General features: G+C 61.3%; 25 protein-coding genes. 16 read left to right on the forward strand and 9 right to left on the reverse strand.

Features of this window, described 5'->3' with window-relative positions; all coding sequences use genetic code 11:
• Positions 1 to 124 precede the first annotated feature (124 nt).
• On the reverse strand, positions 125 to 781 hold the full coding sequence (locus NKI69_RS32450; RefSeq protein ID WP_023812630.1) for an outer membrane protein: 657 nt from the start codon (positions 779 to 781) through the stop codon (positions 125 to 127).
• A gap of 413 nt (positions 782 to 1194) precedes the next feature.
• On the opposite strand from NKI69_RS32450, the gene NKI69_RS32455 reads away from it, so the two are divergent.
• From NKI69_RS32455 to NKI69_RS32480, 6 genes are all read left to right on the forward strand, one after another.
• Entirely contained in the window at positions 1195 to 1959 is a 765-nt protein-coding gene (locus NKI69_RS32455; RefSeq protein ID WP_023812629.1) for an SDR family oxidoreductase, read from the forward strand.
• Positions 1956 to 4019 (forward strand): excinuclease ABC subunit UvrC, encoded by a 2064-nt coding sequence (gene uvrC / locus NKI69_RS32460; RefSeq protein WP_023812628.1) that lies wholly within the window; start codon positions 1956 to 1958, stop codon positions 4017 to 4019. Before NKI69_RS32455 ends, uvrC begins: the two co-directional genes overlap by 4 nt.
• Positions 4020 to 4119: 100 nt before the next feature.
• Positions 4120 to 4716 carry a CDP-diacylglycerol--glycerol-3-phosphate 3-phosphatidyltransferase gene (gene pgsA / locus NKI69_RS32465; protein WP_023673449.1) on the forward strand — a complete coding sequence of 199 codons (597 nt, stop codon included), beginning with the start codon at positions 4120 to 4122 and terminating at the stop codon, positions 4714 to 4716.
• Position 4717: 1 nt separating this feature from the next.
• Positions 4718 to 4975 (forward strand): molybdopterin converting factor subunit 1, encoded by a 258-nt coding sequence (gene moaD, locus NKI69_RS32470; protein ID WP_023812627.1) that lies wholly within the window; start codon positions 4718 to 4720, stop codon positions 4973 to 4975.
• 1 nt (position 4976) lies between these two features.
• Entirely contained in the window at positions 4977 to 5453 is a 477-nt protein-coding gene (locus NKI69_RS32475) for a molybdenum cofactor biosynthesis protein MoaE (protein WP_023812626.1), read from the forward strand.
• Between the two features lie 111 nt (positions 5454 to 5564).
• A complete protein-coding gene (locus NKI69_RS32480; protein ID WP_023812625.1) occupies positions 5565 to 6329 on the forward strand; it encodes a YbaY family lipoprotein in 765 nt (254 codons plus the stop codon).
• A gap of 69 nt (positions 6330 to 6398) precedes the next feature.
• Here NKI69_RS32480 and ndk read toward each other — a convergent pair whose 3' ends face one another.
• Complete coding sequence (gene ndk, locus NKI69_RS32485) at positions 6399 to 6821, reverse strand: nucleoside-diphosphate kinase (protein ID WP_013532476.1); 423 nt, start codon at positions 6819 to 6821, stop codon at positions 6399 to 6401.
• A 345-nt stretch (positions 6822 to 7166) separates the two neighbouring features.
• Between ndk and NKI69_RS32490 the strand changes: the two genes are divergently transcribed.
• Positions 7167 to 7424 carry a DUF2934 domain-containing protein gene (locus NKI69_RS32490; protein ID WP_023812624.1) on the forward strand — a complete coding sequence of 86 codons (258 nt, stop codon included), beginning with the start codon at positions 7167 to 7169 and terminating at the stop codon, positions 7422 to 7424.
• A 17-nt stretch (positions 7425 to 7441) separates the two neighbouring features.
• Here NKI69_RS32490 and NKI69_RS32495 read toward each other — a convergent pair whose 3' ends face one another.
• Positions 7442 to 8134 carry a glutathione S-transferase family protein gene (locus NKI69_RS32495; protein WP_128305352.1) on the reverse strand — a complete coding sequence of 231 codons (693 nt, stop codon included), beginning with the start codon at positions 8132 to 8134 and terminating at the stop codon, positions 7442 to 7444.
• A gap of 60 nt (positions 8135 to 8194) precedes the next feature.
• On the opposite strand from NKI69_RS32495, the gene NKI69_RS32500 reads away from it, so the two are divergent.
• Entirely contained in the window at positions 8195 to 8707 is a 513-nt protein-coding gene (locus NKI69_RS32500) for a DinB family protein (RefSeq protein WP_023812622.1), read from the forward strand.
• Positions 8708 to 8755: 48 nt separating this feature from the next.
• On the opposite strand, the gene NKI69_RS32505 is transcribed toward NKI69_RS32500, so the two are convergent.
• Together NKI69_RS32505 and NKI69_RS32510 are read right to left on the reverse strand one after the other, a co-directional pair.
• A complete protein-coding gene (locus NKI69_RS32505) occupies positions 8756 to 9346 on the reverse strand; it encodes a GNAT family N-acetyltransferase (protein WP_206535255.1) in 591 nt (196 codons plus the stop codon).
• Between the two features lies 1 nt (position 9347).
• On the reverse strand, positions 9348 to 10307 hold the full coding sequence (locus NKI69_RS32510; protein ID WP_023812620.1) for a LysR substrate-binding domain-containing protein: 960 nt from the start codon (positions 10305 to 10307) through the stop codon (positions 9348 to 9350).
• 110 nt (positions 10308 to 10417) lie between these two features.
• Between NKI69_RS32510 and NKI69_RS32515 the strand changes: the two genes are divergently transcribed.
• The 5 genes from NKI69_RS32515 to NKI69_RS32535 all read left to right on the forward strand — a co-directional run bounded on the left by NKI69_RS32515 (position 10418) and on the right by NKI69_RS32535 (position 15033).
• Positions 10418 to 11251, forward strand: a complete 834-nt coding sequence (locus NKI69_RS32515) for a hypothetical protein (RefSeq protein WP_023812619.1) — start codon at positions 10418 to 10420, stop codon at positions 11249 to 11251.
• A gap of 45 nt (positions 11252 to 11296) precedes the next feature.
• A complete protein-coding gene (locus NKI69_RS32520; RefSeq protein ID WP_352723337.1) occupies positions 11297 to 12223 on the forward strand; it encodes a DMT family transporter in 927 nt (308 codons plus the stop codon).
• On the forward strand, positions 12216 to 12419 hold the full coding sequence (locus NKI69_RS32525) for a hypothetical protein (RefSeq protein WP_023812617.1): 204 nt from the start codon (positions 12216 to 12218) through the stop codon (positions 12417 to 12419). The genes NKI69_RS32520 and NKI69_RS32525 overlap by 8 nt, the downstream gene beginning before the upstream one ends.
• 162 nt (positions 12420 to 12581) lie before the next feature.
• Positions 12582 to 13031: a Ros/MucR family transcriptional regulator gene (locus tag NKI69_RS32530; RefSeq protein ID WP_023812616.1), complete on the forward strand. Its 450-nt coding sequence runs from the start codon at positions 12582 to 12584 to the stop codon at positions 13029 to 13031.
• A 124-nt stretch (positions 13032 to 13155) separates the two neighbouring features.
• Complete coding sequence (locus NKI69_RS32535; protein ID WP_352723338.1) at positions 13156 to 15033, forward strand: ABC-F family ATP-binding cassette domain-containing protein; 1878 nt, start codon at positions 13156 to 13158, stop codon at positions 15031 to 15033.
• 247 nt (positions 15034 to 15280) lie between these two features.
• On the opposite strand, the gene NKI69_RS32540 is transcribed toward NKI69_RS32535, so the two are convergent.
• Positions 15281 to 15619: a winged helix-turn-helix transcriptional regulator gene (locus tag NKI69_RS32540; RefSeq protein ID WP_352723339.1), complete on the reverse strand. Its 339-nt coding sequence runs from the start codon at positions 15617 to 15619 to the stop codon at positions 15281 to 15283.
• Between the two features lie 135 nt (positions 15620 to 15754).
• Between NKI69_RS32540 and NKI69_RS32545 the strand changes: the two genes are divergently transcribed.
• From NKI69_RS32545 to NKI69_RS32555, 3 genes are all read left to right on the forward strand, one after another.
• The gene (locus NKI69_RS32545; protein WP_502900212.1) at positions 15755 to 16669 is read left to right on the forward strand and encodes an NAD(P)-dependent oxidoreductase; all 915 of its coding nucleotides are present in this window, start codon (positions 15755 to 15757) and stop codon (positions 16667 to 16669) included.
• Positions 16662 to 17075, forward strand: a complete 414-nt coding sequence (locus NKI69_RS32550) for a GFA family protein (RefSeq protein WP_031213540.1) — start codon at positions 16662 to 16664, stop codon at positions 17073 to 17075. The genes NKI69_RS32545 and NKI69_RS32550 overlap by 8 nt, the downstream gene beginning before the upstream one ends.
• Positions 17076 to 17211: 136 nt before the next feature.
• A complete protein-coding gene (locus NKI69_RS32555) occupies positions 17212 to 19320 on the forward strand; it encodes a molybdopterin-containing oxidoreductase family protein (RefSeq protein WP_352723343.1) in 2109 nt (702 codons plus the stop codon).
• A gap of 137 nt (positions 19321 to 19457) precedes the next feature.
• On the opposite strand, the gene NKI69_RS32560 is transcribed toward NKI69_RS32555, so the two are convergent.
• The 3 genes from NKI69_RS32560 to NKI69_RS32570 form a co-directional block, all read right to left on the reverse strand.
• Positions 19458 to 19961: a hypothetical protein gene (locus NKI69_RS32560; protein ID WP_128305355.1), complete on the reverse strand. Its 504-nt coding sequence runs from the start codon at positions 19959 to 19961 to the stop codon at positions 19458 to 19460.
• A 313-nt stretch (positions 19962 to 20274) separates the two neighbouring features.
• On the reverse strand, positions 20275 to 21417 hold the full coding sequence (locus NKI69_RS32565; protein ID WP_023812609.1) for a flavin-containing monooxygenase: 1143 nt from the start codon (positions 21415 to 21417) through the stop codon (positions 20275 to 20277).
• Between the two features lie 76 nt (positions 21418 to 21493).
• Positions 21494 to 22003, reverse strand: a complete 510-nt coding sequence (locus NKI69_RS32570) for an Lrp/AsnC family transcriptional regulator (protein ID WP_196815338.1) — start codon at positions 22001 to 22003, stop codon at positions 21494 to 21496.
• Positions 22004 to 22060: the final 57 nt, after the last annotated feature.

The following is a 22060-nucleotide window of genomic DNA, read 5'->3' on the forward strand; positions in this document are numbered from 1 at the left end:
CGAACAGGATGGAAACGAATCTCCATCCTGTTCGATAGGTCTTACCAGATCCTCATCCAGCCCAACTTAAGTGAACTGCATTAGGGCGCGAGGCCCGGCTTTTTCGTGTCGTGGCTTGAACGACTTAGAACTTCATACCGACGCCGAAGGTGACGCGGTTGTCGGTGGCCTTGACCTTGCCGATGCCGTCGAAGCTCTTGCTGCCGAAGTCGGTGTAGCGGTACTCGACGCGGCCGAAGACATTGTCGGTCAACTTGATGTCGGTGCCAACACCGGCGGTCCAGCCGAGCATCGTTGCGCGATCGCTGGCCCCAAGGACGGTGTCTTCCACCTTCAGGCTTCTGCCGGCGAGACCGCCGGTGCCATAGAGCAGGATTTCTGGGCTGACCGCGTAGCCGAGACGGGCACGCAGCGAACCTTCAAAGCCGGCCTTGGAGTCGATGCCGTTGTCGTCGCCCTTGACGCCGTTGTAGCCGAGTTCGGCTTCAGCGCCGTAGACGAAGTTCTCCTGCTGCCACTGATAGCCGCCGAAGACACTGCCGACGAAACCCTTGGTATCGGTTTCAACGTCGAAATCCTTTTCCTTGGTCCGGCCGCTGAAGCCATAGCCGACGTTGAGACCGGCGTAGGGGCCGGCCCACGAAGCGACCGGAAGTTCAGCGATCGGCGCAGGTGCCGGCGGCTCTTCCGAAACCACGTCAGCAGCATAGGCGGTTCCGCTGAGGGCGAAGAGGCCGAGCGCAACGGCCAGCGGCCGTGCGAATTTGAGATTGGCTTGCATTGTTCTTTACTCCTTAAGCCACAGGACACAGGCTTGTTTCTCACGATCGCCATCTACCCGTCCGGGGGGTGAAACGGATCTGGCGTTCGTCGGTTCCAAATGTCGTGTCAAAATGCGGCTGAAGCGAACCTGAACTTGGGTCATTCCCCGGCACGAATGAGGCAGAACCTTGACGTTGCATCTTCGCAACAGCGAAATGGCAGGAACCATCCCGTGCTGCGCTGCACACCGCTTGGTGCAAGGACTCCAGCACCCTATATTGCGGTCGGGCGCGCCCGAGTCCAGGGCGGGCCGGGATGTCCAAACGGCCGTTTCGCCACAATGCTGCCCAAGGTGCGAACACCATTTAACGCATGCCGGGCCATATTTCGCCGGCACCGCTTTTTCGGCCCGAAATTGAGGATTGACACCATATGAGCAAAGCCACTGTCACGGCGCTGGTGACGGGCGGGGCCAGGCGGATCGGCAGGGCGATCGTCGAGGATCTCGCCGCCCACGGTTTTGCCGTCGCCATTCATTGCAACCGCTCGCGCACCCAGGCCGATGTGTTGGCTGCCGAAATCATCGCCGGAGGTGGCCGTGCCGCCGTGGTCGCCGCCGACCTGACCGATATGGACGCCGTTGGCGATCTCGTCGGCCAGGCGCAAGCAGCGCTCGGACCGATTCCGCTGCTGGTCAACAATGCGTCGCTGTTCGAGGACGATTCGGTTCTGGATTTCGAGTGGCGGGCCTGGGACCGGCACTTTGCCGTCCATGTGAAAGCGCCCGCGCTCCTGGCGCAGAATTTCGCCCGGGCGTTGCCGGCAGGGCAGGAGGGCCTGATCGTCAACATGATCGATCAGCGCGTCTGGCGGCCGACGCCGCGCTACTTCTCCTATGCGCTGTCCAAGTCGACGCTGTGGACGGCCACGCAGATGATGGCGCAAGCGCTCGGCCCCAGCATCCGCGTCAATGCCATCGGCCCGGGGCCGACCCTGAAGAACGCGCGTCAGGATGACAGCGATTTTGCAGCCCAAGTCGATGGCTTGGTCCTGAAGCGCGGCCCGGATTTGCCGGAATTCGGCGCCACGATCCGCTATCTCTGGGAAGCGCGCTCGGTCACCGGCCAGATGATCGCGCTTGATGGCGGCCAGCATCTTGCGTGGCAGACGCCCGATGTGACAGGCATGACGGAATGAGTCCCGTAGACCACAAAAGCAAGCCGCGCGGCGGCGCCGACGATCTGCCCCCCGATATCGACGTCGAGGACGAGGCAGTCGAGGAGATCGTTGAAACCGTCGGTCCCGATGTCGCCTTCACCGCCATCGACTGGACGCCGCATGCCGGCGACGCGGAAGGCATGATCGGCGCCGAGGTGATCCAGACGCTGGTCAAGCGGCTGCCCAACGCGCCCGGCGTCTACCGCATGATGAACGCTGCCGGCGATGTGCTCTATGTCGGCAAGGCGCGCAGCCTGAAGAAGCGCGTCACCAACTACGCGCAAGGCCGCTTCCACACCACCCGCATCGGCCGCATGGTGCGCGAAACGTCGACGATGGAGTTCGTCGTCACCCGCACCGAGATCGAAGCGCTGCTGCTCGAAGCCAACCTTATCAAGCGCTTGCGGCCGCGCTTCAACGTCCTGATGCGCGACGACAAGTCGTTTCCCTATATCCTCTTGACCGGCGACCATGTCTCGCCCGGCATCTACAAGCATCGCGGCGCGCGCTCGCGCAAAGGCGATTATTTCGGGCCCTTCGCCTCGGCCGGTGCCGTTGGCCGCACCATCAACTCCCTGCAGCGCGCCTTCCTGCTCAGGAGTTGCACCAACTCGTTCTACGAGAACCGCACGCGGCCATGCCTGCTTTATCAGATCAAGCGCTGCGCCGGCCCCTGCACCGGAGAGGTTTCGCACCAGGACTATGCCGAACTGGTCAATGAGGCGAAGGACTTCTTGTCCGGCCGCAGCCAAAAGGTGAAGACGGAAATCTCGGCCGCCATGCAGCAGGCGTCGGAAGCTCTCGATTTCGAGCGCGCCGCGATCTATCGCGATCGACTTGCGGCCCTGTCGCATGTGCAGAGCCACCAGGGCATCAATCCGGCTACCGTCGACGAAGCCGATGTCTTCGCCATCCATCAGGAAGGCGGCCAGGTCTGCATCCAGGTGTTCTTCTTCCGCACCGGCCAGAACTGGGGCAACCGCGCCTATTTCCCCAAGGCCGATCCGGCGTTGGAAGCAGCCGAGGTGTTGGGTTCGTTCCTGGCGCAGTTCTATGACGACAAGCCGACGCCGCGGAACATTCTTCTGTCGCATGGCGTCGAGGATCAGGAACTATTGGCCGAGGCGCTCTCCACCCGCGCCGGCCGCAAGGTCGCGATCTCCGTGCCGCAGCGTGGCGAGAAGAAGGACCTGACCGACAACGCCCTGCAGAATGCCCGCGAGGCGCTCGGACGCCGGCTGGCTGAAACCTCCACCCAGGGACGCCTGCTTGCGGGTTTCGCCGAGACATTCGGCCTGCCGAAGCCGCCGGTGCGCATCGAGGTCTACGACAATTCGCACATCATGGGCACCAATGCCGTTGGCGCCATGGTCGTCGCCGGGCCGGAAGGTTTTGTGAAGAATCAGTACCGGAAATTCAACATCCGCTCGACCGAGATCACGCCTGGTGACGATTTCGGCATGATGCGCGAGGTGATGGAGCGACGGTTTTCGCGGTTGCTCAAGGAGCATGGCGATGTCCCGGCTGGCGATGCAGTTGATGGTTCGGCAGACGATATGGAGGACGATATCTCCGGCAGCTTCCCGGCCTGGCCCGATGTCATCCTGATTGACGGTGGCCAGGGCCAGATGACCGCGGTGCGCAAGATCCTTTCGGATCTCGGCATCGAGGACCGCGTGGTTGCCATCGGCATCGCCAAGGGCCAGGACCGCGACGCCGGCCGCGAACGGTTCTTCGTCAAAGGCAGGGACTCGTTTTCGCTGCCGGTTCGCGATCCCGTGCTCTATTTCGTCCAGCGGCTGCGCGATGAGGTCCATCGTTTCGCGATCGGTTCGCATCGGGCGCGCCGCAAGAAGGAGATGGTCAAGAGCCCGCTCGACGAGATCAGCGGTATCGGTCCAGGCCGCAAACGCGCCTTGTTGTTGGCCTTCGGCACCGCCAAGGCGGTCAGCCGCGCCGCCATCGAGGATTTGAGGAAAGTCGACGGTATTTCCGAGCAGGTGGCGAAACTGGTCTACAATCATTTCCATGAGAGCTGACAGCAAGGATGCTATTTTCGTCTGGTCAATCGATTCTCGCCTGTTGACCCCCTACATTCGCTTCTGATTTGAGTAGGCAGGCAGAAAGAGTTTCCCAGATATGGCCAAGCGCGCGTTCAACCTGCCCAATATGCTCACCTACGCCCGCATCGTCGCGGTGCCGCTGGTGGTGCTATGCTTTTTTCTCGAAGGACATCTGAAGTCGAGCGACTTTGCCCGCTGGTCGGCGCTGATCATCTTCCTGCTCGCCTCGATCACCGATTATCTGGATGGCTATTTGGCGCGCGCCTGGCAGCAGACCTCCAACATCGGCAAGATGCTCGACCCGATCGCCGACAAGCTGCTGGTCGCCACCTGCCTGCTGCTGCTGGCCGCCGACACCGATCGCCATGCGGGCATTGCCGGCTGGTCGTTGTGGGCCGCGATCATCATCCTGTGCCGCGAAATCCTCGTCTCGGGTCTGCGCGAATATTTGGCGGCGCTGAAAGTTTCGGTGCCGGTGACGCAGCTGGCAAAATGGAAGACCGCCATCCAGATGGTCGCCATAGCGTTCCTCTTGGCCGGACCGGCCGGCGACAAGATTTTTCCGCTGACCACCCAGACCGGGCTGGTGCTGCTGTGGATCGCGGCGCTGGTTACGCTCTATACGGGCTACGACTATTTCCGCGCCGGCCTCAAGCACATCATGGACGAGTGAGATGACGACCCGGCTCATTTATTTTGCCTGGGTGCGCGAACGCATCGGCCTGCCTGAGGAGGATGTCGACCTGCCTGCCGGCATCGAGACGGTCGCCGATCTCCTGCGCTGGCTGAAATCGCGCGGCGAGGGCTACGAGCACGCGCTGCGATATCCCGACGTGATCCGCGTCGCCATCAACCAGGAACATGTCGAGCACCGCGAGAAGATCGCGGGCGCCCGCGAAATCGCGCTGTTCCCGCCGATGACCGGGGGCTGACATGAGCGGCGGGGTCTTACCTGTCGTGCGCATTCAGCGCCAGGATTTTGACGTCGCCGCCGAGATCGCCAGACTGACGCAAGGCCGCGCCGATATCGGCGCCGTGGTGACCTTCTCAGGCCTTTGCCGCGACGAGCAGGGCGCGCTCTCAGCGCTCGAGCTCGAACACTATCCCGGCATGGCCGAAGCGGAAATCGCCCGCATCGCTGCTGAAGCGGTCGAGCGTTGGCCATTGCAGGGGCTCACCGCCATCCACCGCCACGGGAAGATCGCGCCCGGCGAGAACATCGTGCTGGTCGTGGCAGCCTCGGCGCATCGCCATGCGGCGTTCGAGGCGGCGAATTTTCTGATGGACTATTTGAAATCGCGCGCGCCCTTCTGGAAGAAGGAGCATCGGGCTGACGGCTCGGAGGGTGGCTGGGTCGAGGCCAAGGAGGCCGATGCAACGGCCGCGCAACGCTGGTCTCAGTCCGAATAAGATCCGCCGCAGCCATGCATTGACCGCAATCCTTTGGCCAATTGGCAGGATTGGTCAGCCTGGGGCATTGGCAGCCCGGGGCATTGGCAGCCAGGGGTGAGGGAGATGGTCATGCTGGACAGGATCGCGGAGTTCTTCATCTTCGGTTTCGTGCCTCTGGTCGTCGGCATATTGGCCGTTCCGGACCAGTCTGTTGCCGCCGAACAGGCCGTGAGGGGCGAGGTCATCTATCGCGAGCGCATTGCCTTGCCGCCCAGTGCCGTGCTGTCCGTACAACTTGCCGATGTGTCGCTGGCCGATGCGCCTGCCACCATCATCGGCGAGCAGAAAGTGCAGCCGGCCGGCCAGGTGCCGATCAGCTTCGAGATCAAATTCGACCCTTCCGTCATCCGGTCGCAGATGACCTACGCGTTGCAAGCCCGCATCACCGTCGATGACAAGCTGCTGTTCATCTCCGATATGCGCCATCAGGTCGATCCGCTGGCCGACGTGCCGCAGACCATCATGCTGAAGATGGTCACCCCGAGCGCCGAGCCCATGGTTTCGGTCTTCGATCAGCTCTGGCTGGTCGACTATGTCGACGGCATCGGCGCCATTGCTGCCCCGCAAGCGACATTCAGGGTCAGCGAGGCCGGCAAGGCGGGCGGCAGCGGCCCCTGCAACACCTATTTCGCCACTGCCAAACTCGATGGCCAAACGATCGTGATCAGAGACATCGGTTCTACCTACAAGGCCTGTGCGCCCGAGGTGATGGCCGAGGAAAAGGCGCTGTTCGATGCGCTGGCCAAGGCGGCGTCATACCGTGTCGATGCCGGCAAGCTCATCATATCGGACAAGGACGGCCGCGAGATCCTGCGCTTTAGCGCGGCGAGCTGACCCCCCAACGAAGAAGGCCGGCGAAACGCCGGCCTTCTTTTTACGGGATCCAAGGTCTGGACTATAGGCTCAGCCGACGATCTCGGTGTCCGAGAACCAGTACTTGATCTCTTCTGCCGCGGTCTCCGGTGCGTCGGAGCCGTGCACGGAGTTTTCGCCGATCGACAGCGCATGAACCTTGCGGATGGTGCCTTCGGCGGCGTTAGCCGGGTTCGTGGCGCCCATCACTTCGCGGTTCCTGGCAATGGCGTTCTCGCCTTCCAGCACCTGGACGACCGTCGGTGCCGACGACATGAATTCCACCAATTCGCCGAAGAAAGGGCGGTCCTTGTGGACGGCATAGAAGCCTTCCGCTTCGCGGCGGCTCATCCAGACCCGGCGCGAGGCGATGACGCGCAGGCCTGCCTCTTCCAGCATCCTGGTGATGGCGCCGGTGAGATTGCGCCGGGTTGCGTCCGGCTTGATCATGGAAAATGTGCGTTCGAGCGCCATGGGTCGTCCTTGTCTGAGAATGGAATTGAGAGTGGCGGGCTCTATACAAGCCGCCCGGCCCATTGCCAAGGGGTGAGGAACGGTCCGCGCGGCGGACGGAAAGCCAACTGCTTGGCTTTCCGAGTGACGAACGGTGAAAGCCCGGTCCGCCTTCGGGCGGATTGAAAGGTCCAGTGGACCTTTCAAAGGGTTTGAACGCCCGAAGGGCAGGGAGCGAGAGCGAAGGGCCGGACGGCTGCGCGTTTCTGCGGCAAGCCGGCCCCGTTCAGACGGCTGCACAGCAACGCTTTGCTTGCTATAGTCGCGTGTCGGCGCCGCGCTGAGGTCGGGCCGTATGGAGACACCATGACCATGACAGACGATCGTCAGGAACGCATTCGCAACCGCGCACACCAGATTTGGGTGCAGGAGGGCCAGCCGGCTGGCCATCATGAGCGCCATTGGCATCAGGCGGCCACCGATGTCGACCAGGAGGACGCCGCAGGCAAGTCGGCAGCCAAAAAGCCAACCAGGAAGGCAGCTGGCGCAGGCAAGGCAAAGGCCGCCCCCAAGGAGGCAAAGGCTGCCACGAAGGCCGGCAAGCCAAAGAAGGCGGCCAAGTAAGTTACTGCTTTACGGCGTCAAGCCGCGGCGGCGACCTTTCGTCCCAGCCCGCCATGCAGGTCGAGGCAGCGAACGAACCACTGCGCCACCACGTCGCCATCGTCGAGCAGTTGGTAGGGAGAGGCTATGCGCGCCCATTGCAAGGCGCCGAAGACGATATAGTCGCTAAACAGCGGCGACGCGCCGCCGATGAATGGCTGATAGCCGAGCATTGAACGCAGCGGCTCCAGCGCGGCGCGGAATGTCGCCAGCCCGGCGTCGCGCGCGGTGACGACGTCCTCCAGCGTCTTGCCAAAGCGTTGCTCGCGGCTCCGGCGGAAATAAGCGGCGTTCTCCTCGTCCTGCATGGTGTGGAGGTCGATGATCGCGGCGGTGGTCACGTAGGGATGGATGGTCAGTTGCGACCAGCGCTCGACGAAACGAGCCATCGCCTTGCCGCCTTCACCGCCAAACAGCGTCGGCCGGTCCGGATAGGCTTCATCGAGATAGAGGGCGATGGCGAAGGAATCCGCGAGGACCGTCTCGCCGTCGCGGATCACCGGGACGGTTTTCGAAACGCCGCCCTCGACAGCGGGCACCTCGAGAAAGCGCGTCGGCACGGTCGATATGTCGAGCCCCTTGTGGGCGACCGCCATCGCCACCTTCCAGCAATGCGGGCTGAACGGACGTGTGCTGTCGCGTCCGACGAGATCATAGAGCAGAATGGTCATTGGCGGCAGGCCCTTCAAGCGTTAGGTAGGCCCCGCATCGACGCGAGCCGAGGGGAAGCCATGAGACAGCATTTCATGATGTTTGCGGCCTATAATCAATGGGCCAATGGCCGCATCTATGAGGCCGCCGCCGAGCTCGATGATGAGGAATTCAACCGCGATGTCGGTGCCTTCTTCGGCTCGATGATGGGCACGCTCAACCACCTTTTGACTGCCGACCGCATCTGGATGAAGCGCTTCACCGGCGAGGGCGACGCGCCGACGACACTGGATGCCATCCTGCATCGGGGGTTGACCGGCCTGCGGGCGGCGCGTGAAGCCGAGGACAGGAGGATCATCGATTGGGTCGGCGGCCTCAATGACAAGGCGTTGACGGGCCGCTTCACCTACATGACCGTCTCGGATATGCGCACCGTCTCGCAAAGGCTGGCGCCGGCGCTGGACCATGTCTTCAACCACCAGACCCATCATCGCGGCCAGGCGCATACGATCCTGACCATCCTGGGACGGCCAAGCCTGGGGTTGGACCTGATGCTTTTCCAGCGGACCGAGGAGGGCAGGGCTTTCGCCTGATCCGGTGGCGTTTTGCGTAGTCGGTCCGGGGTTGAAGAGCTTGCGCCACTATCGCTGCATTTTGTGCTGCAGCATCGTCTTTACCTCGGGCCACTCGGAATCGATGATGCTGAACCGGACGGAATTGCGCTTCCGACCGTCCGGCATGATCCGCTCGTTGCGAACGATCCCTTCCTGCTTGGCGCCAATTCGCAGGATGGCTGCCCTTGACGCGTCGTTCAGTTCGTCTGTGGTGAATTGCACACGGACACATCCCATGAACTCGAATGCATGGGCCAGGAGAAGATACTTCGCCTCGGTATTGACCCCGGACCGCTGAACCGAACTGCTGAGCCAGCTATGCCCGATCTCCAGCTTTCTATTCGTGCGATCGATCTTCCAAAACCGCGTACTTCCGCAGATCACTCCCGTGCTGCGCATGACGATTGCATAAGGCATGACAGTGCCGGCCCGTCGTCCAGCCAGGGCATTGGCAATATATCCATCGATCGTGTCTGGCCCGGGGACCACGGTGGCCCTCAGGTTCCACAACGCACCATCCGCTGCCGCGCTCAGAAGCCCCGACGAATGTGCCTGCTGAAGTGGCGTGAGCTCAACAATCTTTCCGACCAAGGCGGGCTGTACGGATTGCACGTCCATTTCAGGCAGCCGTCGAAGCTTCGCCCCTGATTTCGCTGTCCAGCTGGCACTGCGTCAGAGCCGCTTCCGCCATCACCCACTGCTTGAACAACTGGACCTTGCGTGCGGCAAGGCCTTTCTGCGGAGAGACAAAATACCAGCCAGCCGTGTTGGGATGGTGGACGGCGAAGGGAGCCACCAGCCTTTCGGCGCGGATGTCGCTGGCCATATAGGCACGGTTGGCCACCGCAAATCCCATCCCGGAATTGGCTGCCTCGTAGGACATCATGCACGAGTCGAAATAGATGCTCTTGGTCTCGCTGAGCACGAAGCTGGCGCCGGCGAAACCAAGCCAGGATTGCCAATTCTGGGTGCAGGTGTCGGAATGCAGCAGGGTGAAGTGCTTGAGGTCGTCCGGTGTCACCTTCGACAGCCGCTTATCGCCGAGGACTTCGTGGAACAGCTTGCGGCTGCACACCGGTGTCAGGTCTTCGCGAAACAGCAGATCGGATTGCAGCCCGTGAAAGTGACCGTCGCCATAACGGATTTCGAGATCGAATTCCGAGGCCGTGAACTCATGCGTCGCGTAGGAGGTCGAGACCCGCATCACGATATCGGGATATTGCTGCTGGAACAGCGGCAGGCGTGGAAATAGCCAGCGTGCGGCAAAGGTCGGCAGCACCGATATTTTTAGCACATGCTCCTGCGATTGCCCGGTCGCTTCCATGCTGGCGGCGACGATTCGCTCCAGCGCCTCGCGAACGCGCGAGACATAGGTCTCACCCTCCGGCGTCAACGAGACCGCATTGCCGCCGCGCTGGAAAATCTTGAAACGAAGCTGATCCTCCAGGCTTTTCACCCGCTGGCTGACCGCTGAAGCGGTAATGAACTGTTCTTCGCCGGCACGCGTGAAATTACCGTGCCTTGCAGCACTTTCCACGATTTTAAGCGAATTGAGGTTGACCTGACTGAGCAGACGCACGGTTTCGACCTTAAGCTTGGCTTACACTAGCACCAGCATTCCTAATTTTACAGGGGTGGGTGAATTAATCGACTGTTTACCAAGTGTTGCCCCCATCCTGGAGAAGTACAATGAACGCCCATACCATTCCCGAACTGCGTTATGCGATGAGCCGCGAAGCCATTATAGGCCATGAAACCGCCTGGAAAGTGTCGAGTTTCGGTGTCGCGCAATATCTGCACGGCTATGACCCGGCACTGCTTGCCGCGATCGAGGAGGCTGCCCTGAAGCTCAAGGCCAGCCATGCCGTGCACAAGCACCTCGATCTGACCTTCATCACCGGGGCCGACCGTTTCATCCCCGAGATCAAGGAATTGCTGCATGACAAGCTGCGCCTGGAGCGGCTGTCCGACATGATGGGCACCAAGCTGGAGCCCTATCCGCTGTCGATCGTCGGCTCGACGGTCACCTTCATGAATCCCAAGGACGGCGCCGTGGAGTGGCATTGCGATGGCGTTCCGGTCACCGAGCTCATTCCATTGTCGATCAGCAATCCGCTGGTCGGCGGCCACCTCGAAATCTACTGCGACGACTCCGAAACCGGCCGCGCCATTCTCGAAGCCGGCCGCGAGATCCCGCGCAACAGTGTCATGCGCATCGATCACAAGATGAACTACGCGACGCTCGGGCAATTCCTGGGCGTCCTGCATCGCACCGCTCCGATCCGGTTCGGCGAGCGCGTCACGCTGGTGCTCAACCAGCGCTCGGTGGCCAAGCCCTATGTCGACGACAACAGAATGTTCTATCTCGCCGCCGACAATGACCACGACCGTGAGTGGGTCAGCGAACTGGCCGAAGATGTCTGGACCAACCAGTTGCCGGCCTATCGTCGGTTCGAGGCAGAGCATCCCGTGCCCGCGGCCGTCGATGCACCGGTTCCGGGCGGCGCCAGGGAATCATGGTAATGAACCAAGATCCCGAAAAGTCGGAACCGGTTTTCGGACAGGATCATGGTCGAACAGCAAAATAGAATCCCATGCCGATTGTTTCGGCAGGGATCCGGCTCGATATCCGCGTTGGTCTTCGCTGCCGGTGCGGTGGCGTTGTGGTCCACCAATGCGCTGGTCGGCAAATCCCTGCTGGCCAGCCACCCGGCGTCGCAGGTCCAGTTCCTGCAATTTGCAGGCGCTGCACTCGTCTTCGCCGCCATCCGATTGATGAGCCGGGAAAGAGTAGCACCGGTCACGGCCGGGGCGGCGCTCATCTCTGTCGCAGTCGGATTCATCGGTCTGGTCGGCACCATGGTGCTGCAATACATCGCCTTCGCTTCGATGCCGGTCATCGAGGCCAATCTGATGGCCTACACCTGGCCGTTGATGGTCGCGGTGGCAGTCATCGCCTTGGAAAATCCGCGGCATCCGGCCCTGTTGGGTCTCGCCACGGTGGTAGGCTTCATCGGCGTCGCACTGGTGATTTCGGGAGGGCGCAGCCAATCCTGGTTCCAGGGCGATCTGGTCGGCTATCTCGCCGCATTCGGGTCGGCGCTGTGCATGGCCTTCTACTCGATCATGGTGGGACGGGTCGCCACCCCAGCGGATCGCCTGTTGCTGCCATCGTCTTTGATTGGCGTCGCTTTGACGTTTCTATGGTGCGCTCGCGACGGTTTCACCTGGCCCGTCGGCGCGGACCTGGCTCTCGGCCTTTATCTCGGCGCCGGTCCGATGGGCTTGGGCTACTATTTCTGGTCGCGCGCCTTGAAGCTTGAAGGCAGCGGCAGGGTCGCGGTGGTCGCCTATCTCACGCCGATCGCCTCGACCCTGCTTTTGACCTTGTCCGGCGAGCGGCTGACGGTGACGGCCATTGTCGGAGCTATCCTCGTCATCGGCAGTTGTTACGCGGTCGGTGTGGAACGTTCGGAGGCCGAAAACCATGTTTGACGAGAATGAGCGTCTGGCTATTCAGGAAGCGAATTGGCTGATCGATGAATTCGGCGCCGAGGCACCGCTTTACGCCGCGATGAGGGCCGAAAAGGCGATAGAACAAAAGGATTTCGCGCGTTGCGCCCGCTGGAAGCGTATTCTGGAGATATTGGACGAAAGTCCTGCCTCTAAGTCTGCTGGTTCCAAGTATTAGATTTTCTAATTTGCACAGCGTCGATTTTGCATGAATGCTATTTTTGCTGATTCTTGATTCTTTTATGAGGCTTGGCGGTCCGTTGGGGGACGCGGTTAAAGAGATACATCGACACAAGTCTTCGCTGGGGTGGATGATTTTGTCGCAAATAAGGTGAAAGAATTGTCAAATATCGATGATAAGACCGTTATCGAGCTGACGGCCGATATTGTCTCGGCCTATGTAGGCAACAATCCGCTTCCGGCTGCCGGCCTGCCCGAGCTGATTGCCAGCGTCAGCGCCTCGGTTCGCAAGCTCGCCGGTGCGGCTGTCGCGGAAGTCCCAAACCTGGTTCCGGCCGTCAATCCGAAGAAGTCGGTGTTTCCCGACTACATCATCTGCCTTGAGGACGGAAAGAAGTTCAAGTCGCTCAAGCGGCATCTGCGGACCGACTACGGCCTGAGCCCGGACGACTATCGGGCCAAATGGGGCTTGCCACCGGACTATCCGATGGTTGCACCAAACTACTCGGCGACGCGATCGGCGCTGGCAAAGTCGACGGGACTTGGCCGCAAGCCGGCAGCAGCGCCGGCCGCTGTCGCCAAGGCAACGAAGCGCAAGGCGACTGCCTGAGAGCAGGCAAGCCACTGTTCGGCTGCTTTGACGGCGCCCTAGCGGGCGTCGTTTCGAGGCCTTGTGCGGCCAACTGGCCCGCAAGGCCTTGCGAAGCGTTGATGTCCGGTGCAAAAGCGCGGCCATGCTGATCATCAACGACCTATCGCTCCGCATGGCCGGACGCTTGCTTCTCGACCATGCCTCGCTGACCTTGCCGGCCGGCACCAAGGCCGGCCTTGTCGGCCGCAACGGCACCGGCAAGACGACACTGTTCAAGGCCATCACCGGCGATTTCCCGTCCGAGACAGGATCGATCAGCCTGCCGAAGAGCACCCGCATCGGCCAGGTGGCGCAGGAAGCGCCGGGCACCGAGGATGCGCTGATCGAGATCGTGCTCAAGGCCGATCTCGAACGCACGGCGCTGCTCGAAGAAGAAAAGACGGCGACCGATCCGCACCGCATCGCCGACATCCATATGCGGCTGGCCGATATCGACGCGCACTCAGCCGAATCCCGCGCCGCCACCATTCTCGCCGGCCTCGGCTTCGACGACGCTGCCCAGAGGCGTCCGGCATCGTCCTTCTCCGGCGGCTGGCGCATGCGCGTGGCGCTCGCCGCGGTGCTGTTTGCCGAGCCCGACCTGCTGCTGCTCGACGAGCCGACCAACTATCTCGATCTCGAAGGCACGCTGTGGCTGGAAAACTACGTGTCGAAATATCCGCACACCGTGCTTTTGATCTCGCACGACCGCGACCTGCTCAACCGCGCCGTCAACTCGATCGTTCACCTCGACCAGAAAAAGCTGACCTTCTGGCGCGGCGGCTACGATCAGTTCGAGCGTCAATATACAGAGCAGAAGGAATTGCAGGAGAAGGGCAGGGTCAAGCAGGAGGCCGCGCGCAAGCACATGGAATCCTTCGTCGAGCGGTTCCGCGCCAAGGCCTCCAAGGCGAGACAGGCGCAGTCGCGCATCAAGGCGCTGGAGAAGATGAAACCGATCGCGGCCCTCGTGAACGATTCGGTGCGGCCGTTCTCCTTCCCCGAGCCAGTGAAGACGGTGGCCTCGCCGATCGTGGCGCTGAACAACGTCAATGTCGGCTACACCGAGGGTCAGCCGATCCTCAAGAAGATGACGCTGCGCATCGACGCCGACGACCGCATCGCGCTGCTCGGCGCCAACGGCAACGGCAAGTCGACCTTCGCCAAATTGCTGTCCGGCCGGCTGAAGCAGGAGAGTGGCACCATGACGGTGGCGCCCGGGTTGAAGGTGGCGATCTTCGCCCAGCATCAGCTCGATGATCTGCGGCCGGACGAAAACGCCTACGAGCATGTCCGCCGGCTGATGCGGGAGGCCCCGGAATCGAAGGTGCGCGGCCGCGTCGCCCAGTTCGGCCTCACCACCGAGAAGATGAACACCGCCGCCAAGGATCTGTCGGGCGGCGAGAAGGCGCGGCTGCTGATGGGGCTGTCGGCCTTCGAGGGTCCAAACCTGTTCATCCTCGACGAACCGACCAACCATCTCGACATCGACAGCCGCGAATCGCTGATCCATGCGCTGAACGAATTTCCCGGTGCCGTCATCCTGATCTCGCATGATCGCCATCTGCTGGAGGCGACCGCCGACCGGCTGTGGCTGGTCAAGGACGGCGCGGTCAACCCCTATGATGGCGACTTGGAAGACTACAAGACGCTGGTCACCGGCGTCTCCGGCGACCGCCGCGGCAAGCGCGAGGCGGACAAGGCGTCAAAGGCCGATCGCCGCCGCGATGCAGCGGCACGCCGCGCCGCCTTCGAGCCGCTCGCCAAGGAAATCCGCGCCACCGAAGCGCTGATGGACCGCATCCGCAAGCGCATCGACGGCATCGAGGACGAACTGTCCAATCCGGCGGTCTACGAAAAGGATCCCTCGACGGCGACCCGGCTGGCCAGGGAGCGCTCGCAACTGGCCCAGACACTGGCCGGCCACGAGGAAAAATGGCTGACCATGTCGGCCGAGTATGAGGAAGGCACGGCGGATTAAGCAGCCGGCTATGCAAGCGAGTTCATCGTGCCAGCCGCACGATGAACCGCCTACGAACGCCGGGACGGTGCAGAGCAGCGGCGGATCCGGCAGAAGGCTGAAGGGCCTGTGGCACAGACGCACTTGCTGCGGCTTGTCTCACTCGACCGGACGACGCTGCCCGGCATCTATTGCCGCCTTTGGCGTTTAGAAGCGGACCGCGGATCACAAACTCTTCCGCGACCATGCACGAGTTCCTGCTTTTTTTTCAGGCGGCTTTCCGCTCGACTTTCCATGTCTCGTGCCGCTTTCCCCATGCCGACATAGCGGTGACCGCATCGTTCAGACTCATGCCCAGGGTCGTGACCGAGTATTCCACGCGTGGCGGTACCTCATCATAGGCGCGCCGGCTGACGAGTCCGTCGGCCTCCATCTGTCGCAATTGTTGCGCGAGCATCTTCTCACTGATTCCAGGCAACCGCCGGTGCAGTTCGGCGAAGCGGTGCGGCCGCAGGTGCAATTCCCACAATAGCGAGGTTTTCCACTTTCCGCCGATTGCCTGCATCGCGGCGGCAAAGCCGCAACTGTCTGGCTCCTTGCTCCTCATGTGACAACTCCTGACATGATTCCAATAGCTTACCTCAAGGTGCGTACTTCTCAACACAGCAAGAATATATATCTTTGGATCAGCGCGCCAAACACAAACCAATCCCTCGTCGAGAGGACTATCGGAGAAGTCACCATGAAATCCAATGTCTGCGTGCTCGGCGCGGGCCGCATGGGCTCGTCCATCGTTCGAACGTTGCTCGACCGAAATTATCCAACATCCGTGTGGAATCGCACTGCGGCCAAGTGCCAGCCCCTGGCTGCTCTTGGCGCGAGGTTGGCCTCTTCAGTAGAGGACGGAATCCGGTCGGCCGATGTCTTGATCATAAACGTTCTGGATTATGCCGCCAGCGATGCGCTGCTCAAGCAGCGCAATGTCGCTTCGGCGCTGGCCGGCAAAGCCGTCATACAACTCACCTCCGGCTCAGCGCGTTTGGCGCGGGAGGAGGCGCGCTGGATCGAAGCGCATGGCGCCGGCTATCTGGACGGCGCGATCCTGGCGACTCCGGATTTTATTGGCAAACCGGACACCGCATTGCTCTATTCAGGATCCCACGCCGTCTACGAAGCGAACAAGACCCTGCTTTTTGCCCTTGGTGGCGGCACGAGTTATGTCGGCGAGGTGCCTGGCCAAGCCTCCGCGCTTGACACCGCGCTGCTCACCCAGATGTGGGGCGGGCTGTTCGGTGCGCTCCAGGGCATGGCTGTCGCCGAGGCCGAAGGTCTCGATCTGGATACGTTCAGGAGCCATCTGTCCGCATTCAAGCCGGTTGTCGATGCCGCTTTGTTCGATGTGGTTGACCGGACAAAGGCGCGCCTCTTTGCCGGCGACGACGCAACGCTCGCGTCATTGGGCGCCCACTACAGCGCCTTCCGGCATCTTCTCGAAGCATGCCAGGAGCGAGGTCTTGACGCGGCCATGCCGCGCGCAATGGACGGGATTTTTCAGCAGGCGCTCGCGCGCGGGCGCGCGGATGATGATTTTGCATCTCTCTCACCCCTGTTTGGAAATGGCTCGCCCCGTCCGGGCAGGGAGCCCGCGAATGCGTGATGGCAAGACGGAGCGAAGGGCGACCTGCTCGTGTCGCGGCGCGGAACTGGTTCTCGCCGGAGAGCCTCGGCGCGTCTATGCCTGCAGTTGCCTGGAATGCCAGAGATGCACCGGGGCAGCGTTCTCATACCGAGCCATCTATGCCGACTCCGCCATAGTCGCCCAGAAAGGCGAGACGAAATCCTGGCGACGAACCGGTTCGTCGGGGCAATGGCTGGAGCAGACATTTTGTACCACATGCGGATCGATCGTCTTCATGCGTGCAGAAGGCCTGACGGAAGCGCTGTCGGTATCTGTCGGCTGTCTGGAGGACCTGGAATTTCCGGCTCCGGCAATTCTCCATTGGCCCAACAGGAAGCACAAATGGCTCTGCCTGGAAGGCGTGCCCCTGGCGGAAGTCTCCTGAAGCAATGACGCCCCAGCATTGAGTGGCCGATCGGCTTCTTCCAAAGAGGAGAAGGCAGGGGGCTTGCTCGCCGAGGCAAAACCGTGCGCCGCATCTGGCCCTACACGCGGCGTTCTGAACCCGTTAGTCTTGCAGAATGAACCAGCACGCGCACCTCCGCATCGGCCATTCGGCCTGTCCGCATGATTGCCCCTCGACCTGTGCGCTCGAGGTCGAGCTGCTCGATGACAAGCGCATCGGCCGCGTCCACGGCGCCAAGTCCAACAGCTACACGGCTGGCGTCGTCTGCGCCAAGGTCGCGCGTTATGCCGACCGCGTCCACCATCCCGACCGTTTGCTGAAGCCGCTTCTTCGTGCCGGCGCCAAGGGCGATGGCCTGTGGAAGGAAGCAAGCTGGGAGGCCGCGCTCGACCTCGTCGCCGAAAATTTCATCGCGGCCGAGGCGAGATACGGCTCGGAGACGGTCTGGCCCTACTATTATGCCGGAACGATGGGGCTGGTGCAGCGCGACGGCATCGACCGGCTGCGCCACGCGAAAAAGTATTCCGGCTTCTTTGGTTCGATCTGCACCAACCTCGCCTGGACCGGCTGGATGATGGGAGCCGGCGCGCTGCGCGGCCCCGACCCGCGCGAGATGGCGAAATCCGACTGCGTGGTGATCTGGGGCACCAATGCCGTTGTCACGCAGGTCAACGTCATGACCCACGCCATCAAGGCGCGCAAGGAGCGCGGCGCCAAGATCGTCGTCATCGACGTCTACGAGAACGCGACGATGAAGCAGGCCGATCTCGGCCTGGTGCTGAAGCCCGGCACGGATGGCGCGCTGGCCTGCGCGGTCATGCATGTGTTGTTCAGGGAAGGGATGGCCGATCGCGCCTATCTCTCGAAATACACCGACGACCCGAAGGGGCTGGAAGCGCATCTCGAGACGCGCACGCCGGACTGGGCGGCCGGGATCACCGGCTTGACGGTCGCCGAGATCGAGGCCTTCGCCCGCCTTGTCGGCACGACGAAAAAGACCTATTTCCGCCTCGGCTACGGCTTCGCGCGCCAGCGCAATGGCGCCGTCAACATGCATGCCGCGTCGTGCATCGCGGCTGTCACCGGCAGCTGGCAATATGAGGGCGGCGGCGCCTTCCATTCCAACTCCGGCATCTTCAAGCTCAACCAGGAAGTGCTGGAAGGCACCAGGATGCGCGATCCCTCGATCCGCTATCTCGACCATTCGCGCATCGGCCCGGTGCTGACCGGAGCCAGCGACGCGCTTTATGGCGGCCCGCCCGTGACGGCGATGCTGATCCAGAACACCAACCCGGTAAATGTCGCGCCGGAGCAGCGGCTGGTGAAACAGGGTTTTATGCGCGACGACCTGTTCTCTTGCGTGCACGAGCAGTTCATGACCGACACGGCCAAGCTTGCCGATGTCGTGCTGCCGGCGACGATGTTCCTCGAGCACGACGACGTCTACAAGGGCGGCGGCAACCAGCACATCACGCTCGGCCCGAAGCTGATCGAGCCGCCGGAGGGGCCGCGCACCAACCATTTAGTCATCGAGCAATTGGCTGATCGCCTCGGCGTCGCCGATCGCCCGGGCTTCGGCCTGACCGAGCAGCAGCATATCGACATCATCCTGGGCAAGCGCGGGCTGGGCAGCTTCGACAGCTTGAAGGAAGAAAAGTGGGTCGACCTGCAGCCGGATTTCGACACCGCGCATTTCATCAGGGGATTTGGCCATGCGGATGGAAAATTCCGCTTCCGTGCCGACTGGACGGGACAGGCAGCGCCCAATCGGCCGCCGAAAAGCATGGGCCTGTTCGGCCCGGTGGCGCGGCTGCCGGAATTTCCTGATCATGTCGATCTGATCGAGGTTGCCGACGAGGCGCACCCGTTCCGGCTGACGACGTCGCCGGCGCGCAACTTCCTCAATTCGACATTCTCGGAAACGCCGGTGTCGAAGGCCAGGGAGGGCCGCCCGGAACTGCTTCTGCATCCCGACGATGCCGCAGCCCTTGGGTTGGCCGACGGCGATCGCGTCGAAGTCGGCAACACGCGCGGCGAAGTCGTGCTGCATGCGAAGCTGTTCGACGGCATCAAGCGCGGCGTGGTGATCGCCGAAGGCATCTGGCCAAACAGCGCCCATGAGCGCGGCGAGGGCATCAACGTGCTGACCGGCGCCGATGCGCCGGCGCCCTATGGCGGTGCTGCCTTCCATGACAACAAGGTCTGGCTGCGCGCGGCGGGGTGAGGGCGGCATAGCCGGTCAGGGATTTCCTGGTCGTGCATCTGGCGATGCGGCAACAATAACAAGTATTGGCCGCGCGCCGTGCATAGCTGCGACGTTAATATTGTTGAGATTTCAGCGGGGGCTATGTATCGCGGAAGTTAGGAGGGATTCGAAATAATTTCGCTTTGGGATGGATGCACGTGAAGTTCATTTTCAAGAAATATTAGAATATTTTTTATTTGGTTGTTGAATGAAATCGAAATTATTAGGTGGAAAACCGCAAAAAATATGAGGTAGAAAAACATATCGGCCCCATTTTCATTGGTTACTAAGAAATATACCCATCCAAAAAAGGCTAAAATTAAAATAGGGTATGATATCAATGTCCCACTATTAGTAAATGAGCCACGTATAAAATTACCATTTTTGCCTTCAATAAACTGTGCCTTAAATGTTGTTATGTTTCTGTATACTCCAGCTTCAATCCAGAATTTCTTGTTAACTTTGTCTAAAAGCACACTGCTTACCAGGTTGCCGTGTTTTTCATTCGAATCAGAAATTTTAAAGAATAGATCTTTTTCTAATGTCTCATATTTAAAATCCCCAACCATTCTAGGGAGGACTAAAATTCTTAGGAAATTGCTATATCTGGGAGATTTCATGAAGCGCCGCTTGCTCTCTTTTACCAAATAAGAGGTTTCGCATAAACTCCCAATTTAAAGCTACGATTTTGTACCAGAGCTTTGCAACACCCTTTAGCGGGCTTTGCGTCATCTCACCACCATCACCCAATATTCTGGCTCTTCCGGCCGTGGCTGGCGTTTTTCCCATTCGACCGTAAATCCGGCTCCAGCTAGGGCCGCCCCCGCCCCAAACCAGGATCTCTAAAACACGATGGCGCTTGTCGCCGCCAAGCTGACGAAGGAGATTGCCAGCATGATGCTGACGACTGCGCTGGGATAGGCAGACCGCAGATCAAACCGGCAGGATTTCAGCCGCCTTGTTTCGGTCTCGTCGGAGGCTGATGTCGTCGGCGATCTGCTCTGCCTCGATCGAGATTTCGCGCAGCAATCCGGTGACCGGATTGTGAAACCCAATCAGATAAAGACCGAGGTCCGAAGCCCTCGCATTGACGCCGCTACCGCCTGGCTGGACGCCGGGCTCCAGCAATCTGGCATAGCCCGGCCGGAAACCGGTGGCGAAGATGATCGCATCGAACGCGCCATGCTTGCCATCGACAAAACGGGTGCCTTGTTCGGTGATCTCGGCAATATCGGGTGTGACCTTGATCGCGCCTTCGCGGATCTTGCCGACCGTACCGATATCGATCGTCGGGATGCGCGACGAGAGCGCGATCTGCTGCAGCATTCCTTGCCGCGGCCGCTTCAGCCCATATTTCCCCAGCCTGCCCAACGCCAGATCGAGAATGATAGGGAACAAGGCATCGTTGATGCGTTGCGGCATCAGGCGAGCCGCCATGCCGATCATCTGGATGGGCACGCCGAGCAGCTCGCGCGGCACGATATGGACGCCGCCGCGCACCGAAATCGTCGGTCGCGCACCGCCTTCCACCAGATCGAGCGCAATCTCGGCGCCGGTGTTGCCCATGCCGACGATCAGAACCGACTGGCCGGCAAAAGGCATGGCGTTGAGATAGTCGGCGCTATGCAGCCTTTTGCCCCTGAAGGCATCGGCGCCGGCAAATCCGGGCATCAGCGGCTCCGCGTTGTTGCCCGACGCGATCACCACGTTTGAAGCGTGCAGGGGGCCGGTTGTCGTGTCCACGAGCCAGCTTCTGCCTCGCCGGCTGATCGCCCGCACCGTTTCTCCAAATCTGGGCCGCAGATCGAAGCGTTGCGCGTAGGCATCGAGATATGAAGCGAACAGATCGCGCGGCACATAGCGCGGATACTCCCTGGGAAAGGGCACGAAGGGCAGCGACGAATAGCGTTTGGTCGTGTGCAAATGGACGCGCTCATAGTGGCGTCGCCACGCGGGTGCGGCCTGCTCCTCTTTTTCGAGCAGGACGAAATCCTGCCCTGCCTGCCGCAGGCACGCGGCAATGGCCAGGCCCGCCGGCCCGGCACCGATAATCGCAACTGGTGTGGTGTCGTCCAAGCGCGCCTCCCCCGACAAATTCGCTTCCGGAGAATGGCAAAAGCATGGCAGCCGGAGCCTGCCATGCCTGCAACGCTCAGCCGGGCAAGGGCACCGTCAACCCGACCTTGACCCTGTCCATCGCAACAAACGTGCGGAACTTGCGGACATTGTTGCTGTCGAAGAACAGTTTTCGCGTCAGCGCTTCATAAGCGCCCATGTCGGCCACGGTGATGACCAGGATGAAATCGGCCTCGCCGGTGACATAGTAGCATTGCTGGATTTCAGGGGTCGCCGAGAATTGCCGCTTAGCCGCGTCGATCAGTTCGGCGCGTTCGCTCTCGAGTTCCACCTCGACGAAGATGGTGATCGGCTGGCCGACCGCCGCCGGCTCGATCACCGCGACATTGCCGGCGATGACGCCGGTCTGTTCCATGCGCTTGATGCGGCGCTGCACCGCCGGCGCCGACAGGTTCACAGCTTCGCCGATCAGCCGCTGCGGCGTCGTGTTGTCGCGCTGCAGGATGGCAAGGATGGCGAGATCGAAACTGTCGAGCGAGGGCGGGATTGCAGGCAATGAGATATTCCTGACGAAACAAATTTGCATTCGGGAGGCCATATTACAGCGCTCCTTGCGCCGATCCTGCAATATATTCTCGCTGAA

The organism is Mesorhizobium sp. M0491 (genome assembly GCF_040321265.1).
Taxonomy (GTDB): domain Bacteria; phylum Pseudomonadota; class Alphaproteobacteria; order Rhizobiales; family Rhizobiaceae; genus Mesorhizobium.